Here is a 12,521-nt window from a genome sequence, read left to right as displayed (position 1 = left end):
CCACACGCTACGACAAGCTGGCCATCACCTACCGTGCCGGATTCGTCCTGGCCCTCGTCGTCGAATGGCTCAAATCATTGGGAGACACGGCCTAGTGGAAATTTGGTGTAGGGGCAGGCGTGGACCAGCGCCTGGCCCACGTTGAGCGCGTAGCAGTCACACCAGTCGACCTCGTTGCCGGTGTCGTTGTAGGCGAACCAGGGGTCGCCGTCAGGGTCGTTCCAGCGGGCTAGCCCGACCATGGAGCTGACTGACCACGTGCCATCGGGCATGGCGAATCGGTAGGTGGAGTCGTCGAAGTAGCTGATCCAGATCCTGCCGCGGGGATCGGTCAACAACTGTTCGATGCCGTCTCCAGCATAAAAAGCTCCTGCTCGCGTGCCACCGCTATCGAAGGCAATGACGTTGCGGGGCAGATTGGTTTCATGCGCCGGGGCAGATTGCTCGTGTGGCCGTTGGGCATTCGCGGCAGGGATACGTGCAGCGCCCAGAACGACGCCATCGCCCAAGGCATCGATTTCGGAGAACCACTGATCGAGGCCGTAGAGCGGGATCTCGTGCTCGTCGTCCCCGTCGCAGATGGCGACGGTCGCGTCGAAAAGTGGTATCGATGGCTTCCAAGGCCCTCGGCGGCGCCACGGCAAGGCCGCCGCCCCACCCTGGACGGGATCGACAAGCAAGGCTAGTAGCCGGCCACGGTGGTCGATAGTGGAGGCGAGGATATCGAATCGTCCGTAGCGCTCCGGCAGGGTTGCGTGAAGCGCGAGGTTGCGACTATCGGCCATTGGCCTTTCCGGTTGTCATGTGCTCAATCATGGCACGGCCCACCGGGTTTTCCACATCCAATTCTCGACCGCGAGCGCCTGGGGCAAACGCACTGTAGTGGCTCCCATGGCGGGCGCCATCGTGGATCGGAAACGATCGTTCACAAGACACCGACCGGCATCGCCCGCCGTTGTAGCGGCGTCACGCCGTCATCGCCGACGTCGGCGAAACTGCTCCGCTAGCACCCTCGTGATCGGAACTACCTGCCCCTGCGAAACCCCTCCCGTCACCGACCATTGCGTGGCTGAGCTGTTCGATCTCCGGGGTGATTTGCTCAATCGTGTGCCGAATCGCTGCCGAGGCCGCGTCGGCGACTCGAGCGAACTGTGATCAAGCACAGCTCATTCGGCTGGATCACCGGCGAGCGGTACACCGCTTTCTGCGATGCATACGGCCACGAGCTGGTCGGGATTCACACTGCTTCGCGACATTCGCGAGATGAGGATGAGGTGCATGGCTCCGCAGGCCGCCGGCATGAACGCTGATCACGCACTTCAAGCGCAGCATCGCGTCGACTGTCTCCGCGGCGAGTTCGGCCCCCGTCCTTGGTCGGTGCGGGAACCAATCGCCGAGCCGAGGCGTACGCGCTGATTGGGGCGCTAGCTTGATCAGACCGACAGATGCAACGTGTCGGACCCGACAGCGGAGCGCCCAACGCGACATCGAAAGGATCCAATACCAGCTCGCGGTCCTGCCAACGCCTCGGGCCGACAAGGCGTCTCGCGATACTCCGGCCAGCCGGATCGCTGCGGCAATGCCCCAGCGATCCGCAGCGCCGGCGAAATACTCCGCCGCGCGGCGCACATGCCTCCGAAGCGACTGGCTTCTTCGGTCGTAATCCGTCCAGCGATCTCAGCTTGGAAGCCAATGCTGGCAGATGCCGTCGCCAGTGATGGTGCCGAGCTCTCCACCGCACGCAGTGATGACTGGGTGAGAGGCGAGGTTATCGGCACGGAGGAGAACGCGGTGAGCGCGACAGTGACCGAGCGTCACAGGCTGATCGGTGGCGTACCCCCTGTGTTGGTCGACGGCCAGGGGTGGTACTTGTTCGGGCGCCGCGCCGACAGGGGATCCGCCGATGGGCGCGGTCAGGCGCAGGCGCGGTTGAGTTCGTCGGTGAAGGGAGTGAGGTCGGCGACCCCGGCATCGACCAGGGCGCCGGCGTAGGCCGCGATGGCATCCCGTTCGGCGCCCTGCGCCGTCTCGGCCAGGCCGCTCAGCCTGCCGGACAGCGCGGTCGCGGTCGCCTCATCCATGGTACCGCCGGTGGTGTCGATGGCGATATTGATCAGCTCAATGGCTTTGGCACAGCTTGGGGACTGGGCGTGCGCGGGCGTGGCGGGCAACGCGATCAGCGCGCCCACAGCGATGGCGAGGGCGGCGGCGGACGAAGACTTGATCATGATTTCCTCTCGGAGGTGTACGAAGCGAGACCGTAGCAGAGATGCCGACATCGCTGCTGGAGAGTATTAGCTGGGGTGTCCTGCGGCCTGACATTTGCGGTGGCCGCGACAACTAGAGCCGCCGCTGATGGCGCTAGTTTCAAAGCGCCTAGCGTGTCTCCCAATGGTTTGAGCCTATTCGACGATGAGGGAAGGGTGGGCGCCGCAACCTTTTCCGGCGGTTGGAGTCGGGGGTGTACTGCGGTCAGGAGCAGGTCGGGTTTCCGTATTGGGCGGCGCTGAGGATCAGGTGGTAGCCGGACGCGATGATCAGGATCCCGGCGCTGAGCACTGCCATGGGGAGCGGTCCTACCCTTCGGAGGTTGAGCCACAGGTAGGCGAGGGCGAGTGCGCCGAGCAGGAGCATGACAATTGCGCCGGTGGTTTGGATTGTGTCGATCAGGGTGTAGTCGCGGTCGCGTTGTTCACGGGAGCCATGGACTCCTACGTCGCAGAAGTCGCCGTTTGCGGGGGTGATGAGGTAGCCGGCCAGGAAGATGGTGGGGCCGAGGAGGATTGAGCCGAGGATATAGAGAAGCGCCGCGGGGATTGGGCGGATCTTGATCATGACGACTCACGATAGTTCGCGGTCGTAGGGGCTTCGTGGTGTTGTGTGGAGATGCTGTGGGGTGGGTGGTCTAGGTAGTGTTTGCAAGCGATTTGAGCCATTCGAGATGAGGGCCAGGACGAATCCGGCTCGGTAGGCCTGCGGCGCTTGGTCTTTCCGGATGACGCCTCGACAGGGCTGACACCACGCAGGGCGGCGAATGACCCTCGCTGCGCAGCCGCTCCGGGTTGTCGCCGACGGTGATGAGCAACGCTGATGCGGTATCGGGTCCGACGCCGTAGCAGTCGAGCAGTGCGGGGTTAGATGCGGAGATCGTGGAGGTGATCTGAGAATTGAGGTCGTCGATCTCGGCGGTCAGGGCCAGGATGCGCCGCGCCAGTGACCGCAGCGTGTAGGTGGCGGTTGTGCCGTTGTCGGTGTGACACGGTCGAGGTCGGCGCAACGCCGGATCAATCGCGGGTTGCTCAATCCAGCCAGCGACTCTCGCAGCGTTGGATCTGCGTGCATCACAACGGCTTTGAGCTGGTTGATGGCCTGCGATCGGGACTTGGTCGCCGATTCCTTAGCCGTTTTGAGCATGCGCATCATCTCCACCGGACCATTCCCGGACTTGGCGACAGCGGTCGCTCGGCCCGACAGCACGGCCCGGGCGGCGGTTTCGGCATCGATGGCATCGGTTTTGCCGCGGCGACGCCGATGCGCCTTATCGGGCTGGTTGACCTCCAGGACGGCTATCCCGGCCTCGTGAAGATAGCGACTCAGAGCGATGCCATAGGAGCTGGTGCCCTCCACGCCGGCGCGTCGAAGTGTGCCGAAGCTTCTCGCCCAGGTCAGCAGCTGCACATCTCCAACTCCCCCACCGCCAAATTCCGCACCAACTTCGTCCGACTCGCCGGCACCGCCACATCGTTCAACCCCCACAGCGACGCGAAAACCTCACTCTCCGAACATAACTCCGCAACGACCTCCTCCCATCCCGGATCACCCAAATTCTTCGCATACGCCCCACGCAGATACCCCACCATCCGACGAAGACCATCCCAATTATGGTGATCGGTATTGCAGCACTCCGGCGTCAGGAACTCGCGACGGTTTCCGGTCCGCCCACCGACGCTGTTGTTGACCGGCGAGTTCGCGCGGGCTCAATCCTTTTCGGTGAACCAACCTCGAATTGAGCTCTCCGACAGCCATCTTCTGGCTCGGCGGCGAGTTGCACGAGATGGTCCGGGTCGCCATCCGCGCCGATATGTCCGGCTACGACCTCGAGAGCGACGGCTACGCACACCTGAAGGACGAGTTGTATCTCACCATGCGGGCCGCGCTGCGTGGATTCCGGGACGCGCTGGGCGAACCGGTCCATGGCACCCTGCAATACGGCACGGGTCTGTGTTGGAGGCTTCCCAGGGTTGTACTCGGCGCGGTCCACGATCGGCACGCCGTCGTCCTCGAGCTCGTCCGCCCGGCCCGACGCGAAGAGAGCCGGCAGCAGTCGCTGCGGTTCACTGTCGATGACATCCAGCGCGCCGCGTGGAACCAAGCGACCGAGGATTCGGGCGCGATCGCTGAGAGCCTTGCCACCGGATCCGCCTTGGTCGTCGACGGAGCGGACCACGGGTCCGCCCGATTCAGCGCCCTGCCCGACGCCCTCGAGGTCGAGCTGAGCGTCTCGGACTCCGAGGACGAGCGGCGGCGGCCGAGCGACGGCACCAGAAGGCACATGATCGAGTGCCAGGGCTGGACGCCGCCGACCGAGACCCAACCCCGGTGGCGACGGCGACGGCCGGTTCCCGCGATGTCCCGCGACTTCCAGCACCTCGCGCACTGCGTGATCTGGAGGCTGCGCACGGAAGAGACGGTTACCCCCAAGGAGCTCGAGCTTCGGATCGAGGGCCCGGGCGAATACGACGCGAGCGCATGGCCATGGAGCTGAATCAGGCAGTGGCGGAGTGCCCGAACGCGCCATGAATGCTTTGCCGGAGCATAGGAGGGCAAGCGAGCCGGCGCACCGCCGAACACAGGTCCAGGATCTACGAACGGTCCACCGTGATCTCGCCCTGGTCGCTGACAATCTTGACCAGCACATCCTCGGAGTGGAGGTATCTCCAGACCTGGCATTCGAACTGGTTGCCCACCTCGACCACGACGGACCCGGGGCAGGTCACCCGGCCCGCGGGCTCGTCTCCCACGCCCTGCAGCATGTTCGCCACCTGCTGCTCCAACGCTGCCTGGTCCAGCACCCGCGGCTGTTCGACGGGGCCCAGATCGGTGCTCATCACCTTCACGGTCACCGCCACCGCGCAGACGGCGACCACCGCGGAGGAAACCGCCATGACGGTACGGGCGAAGTTCTGTTGATCGACCACGCCGATAGTCCTATCCTCGCCAGGAGAACTTGGCAAGACCATTCGGGGGGCATACGTTTCGGTGCGCCGCACCTGGAAGCCGTTCGGCGAGCTAGGCATTGCGTTGCGTCGAACACTCCGGCTAACTCAAAGCCCCGATCGCAGCCGCCCGTTCCAGGTGCCCGACACAAGACCCGCCGCGATGCGCGCCCGCGGACGACACGCTTCTACCGAGCACGCGGTTTCGATCGCACCCAGCCGAAGGTCAGTTCCACCGCGCGCCTCCACTTCTCGTACTCGTCCTCGCGATGCGCGGGGTCCATTCGCGGAAGCCATTGGGCGGCAAGGCGCCAATTGTTGCGCAGTCCCTCCAGATCCGGCCAGTAACCGACAGCGAGGCCGGCGGCATACGCCGCACCCAGCGAGACGGTCTCGGCGACGAACGGACGCATGACGGGCACGTCGAGTACGTCGGCCACGATCTGCATGAGCAGGTTGTTCGACGTCATGCCGCCGTCCACGCGCAGGGTGGCGGCCTGCAGGCCGGAGTCGGCGTTCATCGCCTCGACCACGTCGCGGGTCTGCCACGCGGTGGCCTCCAGCACGGCGCGGGCGATGTGCCCCTTGGTGATGTAGGAGGTCAGTCCGGCAATCAGGCCGCGGGCGTCGCTGCGCCAATGCGGCGCATACAGCCCGGAGAACGCGGGCACCACATAGCAGCCGCCGTTGTCTTCGACGGTGCGCGCGAGCGTTTCGATCTCCGGCGCGCTGGTGACCAGGCCGATGTTGTCCCGCACCCACTGCACGAGCGAGCCGGTGACCGCGATCGGTCCCTCCAACGCGTACACCGGCTCGGGGCCGATCTGGTAGCCGATCGTGGTGAGCAGACCGTGCTCGGACCGCACCAGATCGCGTCCGGTGTTCATCATGAGGAACCCGCCGGTGCCGTAAGTGCACTTGGTTTCCCCACGCGCGAAACAGGTTTGGCCGAACAGCGCGGCGTGCTGGTCGCCCAGCGCGGCGGCGATCGGGATGCCAGGCACCACCCGGCGGGTCACACCGTAGGACGCGGTGGAGCGCTGGATGCGCGGCAGCATCGCCGCGGGAATGCCGAAGAACGCCAGCAGTTCGTCGTCCCAGGTGAGGGTGCTGAGGTTCATCAGCAAGGTGCGGCTGGCGTTGGTGACATCGGTGAGGTGCAGCCCGCCGTCGACCCCGCCGGTGAGATTCCAGATCAGCCAGGTCTCCATGGTGCCGAACAGCACCTCGCCGCGCTCGGCGCGGTCGCGCAGACCCGGGACGGCGTCCAGCATCCACCGCAGCCGCGGCGCCGCGAAGTACGTGGCCAGCGGCAGGCCGCACAGCTCCCGGATCCGGTCCGCATCCGGACGTTCGCGCAGCTCGCCGACCAACTCCTCGGTGCGCACGTCCTGCCAGACGATGGCGCGCCCGATCGGCATCCCGGTGCGGCGGTCCCACACCACGGTGGTCTCGCGCTGATTGGCGATGCCGAGCGCGACGATCTGGTTGGCGGCAACGCCGGAATCCCGCATCGCCTGCGGCACGATCCGCTCGACGTTGCGCCAGATCTCCAGCGCGTCCTGCTCGGCCCATCCCGGGCGCGGATAGTGCTGCTGGTGCGGGCGCTGCGCGACGCCGACCAAGCGGGCGCGCTGGTCGAACAGGATGCAGCGGGTCGAGGTGGTGCCCTGATCGATGGACAGCACGTAACGTTGCGTCATCGGCGGCCGCCTTCAGTCGAAGTCCGCCAGTCACCGGCCTGCCGGAACTCAGTGCGGCGCACCGAGATCCCTCGAGACCGCCCGTGCGGCGTCGAGGACGTAACCGACCAGCGCCTGCCGGTGCCGCAACTGTGCGTCGCACAGCCGATCCACCCGGCCGGTGATGCCGATGGCGCCGACCACGAGACCGCCGGGCGCCCGGATCGGCGCGGCGATACCCGCCTCGCCCGACCGGAACTCCTCGGTGTCGCCTGCCCATCCGGCCTGTCGCACCACGGCCAGCGCCCTGGCCAGCGCGGCTCGGTCGACGAGAGTGCGGTGCGTGAGCGGAGCCAGTTCGCTTCCACGTACCGTGGCGGCCAGGTCGGTGTCGTAGGCCAGCAGGACCTTGCCCAGAGCAGTGGCGTGCGGGGGCAGGAGTTCGCCGAGCTCGAGCGCCTGCTCGGTGTTGTCCGGCCGGAACACGTGGTGGACCACCACCACCGCGCCATCGACCGCGGCGCCGATCCGCACCGACTCTCCGGTGCGCGCCGCAAGGGCGTCGGCCCAGTTGATCGCCCGGGAGCGCAGCTCGTTTGCGTCGAGATAGCTGGTGCCCAGATGCAGCAGCGCGGCGCCGAGCTGGTATTTGCCGGTTGCCGGGTCCTGCTCAACGAAACCGACGCCCTGCAACGTGCGCAGAATGCCGTGCGCGGTCGGCTTGGCAAGATCGAGCGCACCCGCGATGTCGCCGATGCCGAGACGACCTGATCCGCGGGCCAGCAGCCGCAGTACGGCCGCCGCTCGCTCGATTGATTGGATCGGACCTGGCATGTCGGGAAACCTATCCGGCAAGTGGCGATTCGACAATGTCGAATCTTCGGTAATACCTGAGTTACATCATTGAAACCCCGTGTGAGCTGCGCCATACATCCTCCTAGCGGGTCGGACGGTAGTGGCGCGGCGTTCTGGCAACCAGTCGAGCCATTCGGCATTGTCGAATGCGAGCTATGTCCGACTCGGAAATCCCCCCGTAATTTTCCGCTTCACGCACGGTCGCGCTTGCGACCTGCGGGGCGAAACGGAGGCTCAACGATGAACTTCGGCTCAATCTTCCTCAGCGAAGCACTCGGTACAGGAGTACTGCTGCTGCTCGGGGTCGGTGTGGTCGCGAACGTACTGCTGGCCAAGTCCAAAGGACAGGACGGCGGCTGGCTACTGATCAACTTTGGATGGGGGTTCGCGGTGCTGGCCGGCGTTTATGTCGCCTACAAGACCGGCGGCCACCTCAATCCTGCGGTCACCATCGGCATCCTGTTCAGCGGCGCCGACGAGTACGCCTCCGGTATCGCCATCTCGGGCGCCACCACGCTCGCCTATCTGAGCGGTCAGCTGGCCGGCGCGTTCCTCGGCGCGACCGCTGCCTACCTAGCCTACAAGCGCCACTTCGACGAGGAGACCGACGAGGAGAAGAAGCTCGCGGTGTTCGCCACCGGCCCCGCAATCCGCGCCTTCCGCTGGAACTTCGCCACCGAGGTGATCGGTACGTTCACCCTGGTCCTGGTGATCCTCGCGTTCGGACACACCCCCAGCGGACTCGGCCCGGTCGCGGCGGCGTTCCTCGTCGTCGGCATCGGCGCGTCGCTCGGCGGCCCGACCGGATACGCCATCAACCCGGCTCGCGACCTCGGTCCGCGCATCGCGCACGCACTCCTGCCGGTCAGCAAGCCCGTGCCGGCCGATGAGGCCCGGGTTCCGGTGGGTGTCGGCGCCCGCTCGTCGGTCGAGTCGCCCGACGTCAGCGCCGAACCGAGCCGCAAGAACTCCGACTGGGGTTATGCCTGGGTGCCGGTGCTCGGCCCGCTGGTCGGCGGCGCGCTCGCCGGTCTCGCTGCCCAGTTCCTGTTCTGAATCCATTTCCGACAGCAGTTTCTCGAAAGGACCGCGATGACCAAGTTCGTCGGCGCCATCGACCAAGGCACCACGAGCACCCGCTTCATGGTGTTCGACCACAGCGGCAACGAGGTTGCCCGCCACCAGCTCGAGCACGAGCAGATCCTGCCGCGCCCGGGGTGGGTGGAGCACAACCCGACCGAGATCTGGGAGCGCACCCGCGCGGTCATCCAGAGCACCCTCACCAAGGCCGATCTGGTGGCGAGCGATCTGGTCGCGGTCGGCGTCACCAACCAGCGCGAGACCACGGTGGTGTGGAACCGCAAGACCGGGCGGCCGTACTGCAACGCCATCGTGTGGCAGGACACCCGCACCGATCGCATCGCCTCCGATCTGGAGAAGGCCGGGCACGGTGACACCATCCGGCGCAAGTCGGGCCTGCCGCCGGCCACCTACTTCTCCGGCGGGAAGCTGCGCTGGATCCTGGACAACGTTCCGGGTGTGGCCGAGGACGCCGAGCGTGGCGACGCGCTCTTCGGCACCACCGACACCTGGTTGCTGTGGCAGCTCACCGGCGGCGTGGACGGCGGGGTACACGTCACCGATCCGACCAATGCCAGCCGCACCATGCTGATGAGCCTGGAGACGCTGGACTGGGACGACGAGCTGCTGTCGATCTTCGGCATCCCGCGCGCGATGCTGCCCGCCATCGTGCCCTCGTCCAACCCGGAGCTGTTCGGGACCACCCGCGCCGACGGTCCGTTCGGCGGTGCGGTGCCGCTGTCGGGTGTGCTCGGCGACCAGCAGGCGGCCACGGTGGGGCAGGTCTGCTTCCGTCCCGGCGAAGCCAAGAACACCTACGGCACCGGCAACTTCCTCCTGCTGAACACCGGAACCGAGATCGTGCGGTCGCAGCACGGACTGCTCACCACGGTCGCCTACCAGCTCGGCTCGGACAAGCCGGTGTACGCGCTGGAGGGTTCGATCGCGGTGACCGGTTCGGCGGTGCAGTGGCTGCGCGATCAGCTGGGCATCATCTCCGGTGCGGCGCAGAGCGAATCGCTGGCCCGGCAGGCCGAGGACAACGGCGGAGTGTACTTCGTCCCGGCGTTCTCGGGACTGTTCGCGCCGTACTGGCGCTCGGACGCGCGCGGAGCCATCGTCGGTCTGTCGCGCTACAGCACCAACGCCCACCTGGCGCGGGCGACGCTGGAATCGATCTGCTACCAGTCCCGCGACGTCGTCGAGGCCATGCAGGCCGACTCCGGGGTGAAGCTCGACGTGCTGCGTGTGGACGGCGGCGTCACCGCCAACGAGCTGTGCATGCAGTTGCAGGCCGACTTCCTCGGTGTGCCGGTGTCGCGGCCGGTAGTCGCCGAGACCACCGCGCTGGGCGCCGCTTACGCGGCGGGGCTCGCCGTCGGATTCTGGAACGACACCGACGAGCTCGAACAGAACTGGAACGAGGCCAAACGCTGGACTCCCACCTGGTCGGAAGAGCAGCGCGAGCGCGGCTACGCGCGCTGGAAGAAGGCCGTCTCCCGCACCCTCGATTGGATCGACGTCGACGAATGAGGGGCGACGTCGGCCTATCCGAATAACACCGAAACAAGGAGAGATACCGCTGTGTCCGCACGAGTGGAGTACCGCGCCCGCGCGGTGAACTCACTCGGCGACACCGAGATCGATGTGCTCGTCCGCGGCGGCGGCGTGGTCGGCGCGGGCGCCGCCCTCGACGCCGCCTCGCCGTGAGCTTGCACTGAGCGGCCCGTCATCCACCTGAGCGCTCCTTCGAACGGGTCAGTGGCATGCCGAAGGCGGCGAACAGCGTTGGTTCGAGAAAGACGGTGATGGCGGCGACGCCGTGGGGGCCGGTGGTGATGACGTGTATCGAATGGGCTTCCAGGACGTCTCCCGCCCCCCGGCGGTACTCGGCGACAGCGGGTTGTCCGTTCGCGGCCGTCGGGAGCAGCATGAGATCGCCAGGCTCGGCGAAGGCACGCTTGGCAAGGAACCCGGTCACAGCGTCGCGCCCGGTGAACCACAGCGGCACCGGCGGCATTTCGAGCCTGACGTCGGCCGCCAGTAGCTCGACGAGGGCTGCCAGGTCGGCGTTCTCGAATGCCGCGCAATACCGGTCGAGGAGGTCGCGGCGCTCGGCGTCGTCCGGTTCGGTCACGCTTTCGCCGGTGGGGGCGACCTCGGCGAGATGGGCGCGTGCCCGCTGCAGAGCGCTGTTGACCGCGGCAGGGGTGGTTTCGAGTAGTTCTGCGACTTCGGCGGCGCTGAACTGCACGACGTCGCGCAGGATCAGCACGGCCCGCTGACGCGCAGGCAGCTCCTGCATGGCCGTCACCACGGCCAGCCGGACGCTCTCCCTCGCGACAAGTGCCGTTTCCGGGGTCAACGCATCGGGCAACGGCTCCATCCAGCGGTAAGCACCGGCGTCACCCTCGAGACTCGCATCGGGGTCGATCGAGCCGGCGCCCAATCCATTCGGCAGCATCCGGCGGGCGCGGTTTTCCAGCGCGCGCAGGCACGCGGTGGTCGCGATGCGGTACAACCAGGTCCGCAGCGCCGCGCGTTCCTCGAACGCCGCATAGCCACGCCAGCCGCGCAGGTATGTCTCCTGGACAAGATCCTCGGCGTCATGCACCGAACCGAGCATGCGATAACAGTGCGCGATCAGTTCGGCACGGAACGGCGCCGCCTGCTCGATGAAATTCTCCTGGACGGGCACGGTCGTACTCCTGGGTCTCGACGTGGCAGAGATGGGCACCCCTACCAGTACAGATACGTCCGGCGGCCGAAATTCATCGGTCGGCTCGCCCCCGATCGCCGAAGAAGTGCGTGGGCAACGAGACCGATTGGTCCGCGCAGCACCGATGAATCGCGGCGCCGCGGCGTATCTGAATTAGTGGGGACCTCGAACCACTACCAACGAAAGCGAATACGACCGTGAACGAAACACTCGAGCCCGGCGGCCTCGAAGGCACGACGGCGATCGTTACCGGAGCCAGCCGTGGATTCGGCCGCGGTATCGCCAGGGCGCTGTCGGCTGCCGGTGCACATATCGTCGGTGTCGCCAGGACCAGCGCGCATCTCGACGCCGTGCGCGACGAACTCGGCGCTACCTTCACCGCGGTGGCCGCGGACGCCGCCGATCCCACGACGGCCAGCCGGCTCCTCGACGAGCATCGACCGCGCACGGTGGTCCTGTGTGCGGGGGCGGCTCCGCGGATGAGCCCCTTGCAGGACCAGACATGGGAGACCTTCAGCCAGAACTGGAATGTCGACGTAGCCCAGGCGTTCCACTGGACTCGCGAAGCGCTGCGGCGCCCGCTGGCGCCGGGTAGCACGGTAATCGCGATCTCCAGCGGCGCGGCGATCAACGGGTCGCCGTTGAGCGGCGGCTACGCGGGCGCAAAGGCCACCGTCAAGCTCATCACGACCTATGCGGCCGTCGAGTCGGAGCGGGCCGGGCTGGGTATCCGGTTCGTGTCCGTCCTCCCTCAGTTGACACCGGCTACCGATCTGGGGGCCGCGGCGGTGGCGGCCTACGCCGAGCGGCAAGGTGTCGATGTCGACACGTTCATACGGTCCTCGGGACCTGCCCTCACCCCGGAACAGGTGGGCAAGTCGGTTCTCGAAATCGCGACTGCTGAACGCCCGGTGCACCACACGCACACGCTCACCTCCGCGGGCATCTCACCACTGGCCTGAACGACCG

At 66.6% G+C, this 12,521-nt stretch carries 14 protein-coding genes; 5 read left to right on the top strand and 9 right to left on the bottom strand.

All coding sequences use genetic code 11. The annotated features are described in order from the left end of the window. Positions 1-74 precede the first annotated feature (74 nt). The 5 genes from AB0H50_RS14520 to AB0H50_RS14500 form a co-directional block, all read right to left on the bottom strand. Complete coding sequence (locus AB0H50_RS14520; protein WP_357451505.1) at positions 75-785, bottom strand: hypothetical protein; 711 nt, start codon at positions 783-785, stop codon at positions 75-77. A gap of 1,128 nt (positions 786-1,913) precedes the next feature. Beyond that, positions 1,914-2,228, bottom strand: coding sequence for a hypothetical protein (locus tag AB0H50_RS14515; RefSeq protein ID WP_357451503.1), 315 nt, complete (start codon positions 2,226-2,228; stop codon positions 1,914-1,916). A 244-nt stretch (positions 2,229-2,472) separates the two neighbouring features. After that, the gene (locus tag AB0H50_RS14510) at positions 2,473-2,835 is read right to left on the bottom strand and encodes a hypothetical protein (protein WP_357451500.1); all 363 of its coding nucleotides are present in this window, start codon (positions 2,833-2,835) and stop codon (positions 2,473-2,475) included. Positions 2,836-3,189: 354 nt separating this feature from the next. After that, positions 3,190-3,678: a transposase gene (locus tag AB0H50_RS14505; protein WP_357451498.1), complete on the bottom strand. Its 489-nt coding sequence runs from the start codon at positions 3,676-3,678 to the stop codon at positions 3,190-3,192. Beyond that, positions 3,666-3,914 carry a hypothetical protein gene (locus tag AB0H50_RS14500; protein ID WP_357451584.1) on the bottom strand — a complete coding sequence of 83 codons (249 nt, stop codon included), beginning with the start codon at positions 3,912-3,914 and terminating at the stop codon, positions 3,666-3,668. The genes AB0H50_RS14505 and AB0H50_RS14500 overlap by 13 nt, the downstream gene beginning before the upstream one ends. Positions 3,915-4,006: 92 nt before the next feature. Between AB0H50_RS14500 and AB0H50_RS14495 the strand changes: the two genes are divergently transcribed. Then, the gene (locus AB0H50_RS14495; RefSeq protein WP_357451495.1) at positions 4,007-4,765 is read left to right on the top strand and encodes a hypothetical protein; all 759 of its coding nucleotides are present in this window, start codon (positions 4,007-4,009) and stop codon (positions 4,763-4,765) included. A gap of 97 nt (positions 4,766-4,862) precedes the next feature. Here AB0H50_RS14495 and AB0H50_RS14490 read toward each other — a convergent pair whose 3' ends face one another. The 3 genes from AB0H50_RS14490 to AB0H50_RS14480 form a co-directional block, all read right to left on the bottom strand. Continuing rightward, a complete protein-coding gene (locus AB0H50_RS14490; protein WP_357451492.1) occupies positions 4,863-5,198 on the bottom strand; it encodes a DUF4333 domain-containing protein in 336 nt (111 codons plus the stop codon). 206 nt (positions 5,199-5,404) lie between these two features. After that, a complete protein-coding gene (gene glpK, locus AB0H50_RS14485; RefSeq protein WP_357451489.1) occupies positions 5,405-6,919 on the bottom strand; it encodes a glycerol kinase GlpK in 1,515 nt (504 codons plus the stop codon). 48 nt (positions 6,920-6,967) lie between these two features. Further along, entirely contained in the window at positions 6,968-7,732 is a 765-nt protein-coding gene (locus AB0H50_RS14480; RefSeq protein ID WP_357451486.1) for an IclR family transcriptional regulator, read from the bottom strand. 261 nt (positions 7,733-7,993) lie between these two features. Here AB0H50_RS14480 and AB0H50_RS14475 point away from each other — a divergent pair, with 261 nt between their 5' ends. From AB0H50_RS14475 to AB0H50_RS14465, 3 genes are read left to right on the top strand one after another with little or no spacing between them, the layout of a single operon-like run. Beyond that, positions 7,994-8,809 (top strand): MIP/aquaporin family protein, encoded by an 816-nt coding sequence (locus AB0H50_RS14475; protein WP_357451483.1) that lies wholly within the window; start codon positions 7,994-7,996, stop codon positions 8,807-8,809. A gap of 36 nt (positions 8,810-8,845) precedes the next feature. Beyond that, complete coding sequence (glpK, locus tag AB0H50_RS14470) at positions 8,846-10,366, top strand: glycerol kinase GlpK (RefSeq protein WP_357451480.1); 1,521 nt, start codon at positions 8,846-8,848, stop codon at positions 10,364-10,366. Positions 10,367-10,417: 51 nt separating this feature from the next. Continuing rightward, complete coding sequence (locus tag AB0H50_RS14465) at positions 10,418-10,543, top strand: hypothetical protein (protein ID WP_357451477.1); 126 nt, start codon at positions 10,418-10,420, stop codon at positions 10,541-10,543. 19 nt (positions 10,544-10,562) lie between these two features. On the opposite strand, the gene AB0H50_RS14460 is transcribed toward AB0H50_RS14465, so the two are convergent. Then, positions 10,563-11,531 (bottom strand): RNA polymerase subunit sigma-70, encoded by a 969-nt coding sequence (locus AB0H50_RS14460; protein WP_357451475.1) that lies wholly within the window; start codon positions 11,529-11,531, stop codon positions 10,563-10,565. A gap of 218 nt (positions 11,532-11,749) precedes the next feature. On the opposite strand from AB0H50_RS14460, the gene AB0H50_RS14455 reads away from it, so the two are divergent. Continuing rightward, complete coding sequence (locus tag AB0H50_RS14455; RefSeq protein WP_357451472.1) at positions 11,750-12,514, top strand: SDR family oxidoreductase; 765 nt, start codon at positions 11,750-11,752, stop codon at positions 12,512-12,514. The last annotated feature ends 7 nt before the right edge of the window (positions 12,515-12,521 follow it).

It is taken from the genome of Nocardia sp. NPDC050793, from assembly GCF_040654065.1.
Classification (GTDB): Bacteria; Actinomycetota; Actinomycetes; order Mycobacteriales; family Mycobacteriaceae; genus Nocardia.
Note: the sequence above shows the minus strand (reverse complement) of the source record. Positions and strands in the feature narration are given on the sequence as shown.

What these genes read in the sequence shown, in the direction of transcription:
- AB0H50_RS14520 (WP_357451505.1), bottom strand. Translation starts at nt 785, where the DNA reads ATGGCCGATAGTCGCAACCTCGCGCTTCACGCAACCCTGCCGGAGCGC.
- AB0H50_RS14515 (WP_357451503.1), bottom strand. Translation starts at nt 2,228, where the DNA reads ATGATCAAGTCTTCGTCCGCCGCCGCCCTCGCCATCGCTGTGGGCGCG.
- AB0H50_RS14510 (WP_357451500.1), bottom strand. Translation starts at nt 2,835, where the DNA reads ATGATCAAGATCCGCCCAATCCCCGCGGCGCTTCTCTATATCCTCGGC.
- glpK (WP_357451489.1), bottom strand. Translation starts at nt 6,919, where the DNA reads ATGACGCAACGTTACGTGCTGTCCATCGATCAGGGCACCACCTCGACC.
- AB0H50_RS14480 (WP_357451486.1), bottom strand. Translation starts at nt 7,732, where the DNA reads ATGCCAGGTCCGATCCAATCAATCGAGCGAGCGGCGGCCGTACTGCGG.
- AB0H50_RS14475 (WP_357451483.1), top strand. Translation starts at nt 7,994, where the DNA reads ATGAACTTCGGCTCAATCTTCCTCAGCGAAGCACTCGGTACAGGAGTA.
- glpK (WP_357451480.1), top strand. Translation starts at nt 8,846, where the DNA reads ATGACCAAGTTCGTCGGCGCCATCGACCAAGGCACCACGAGCACCCGC.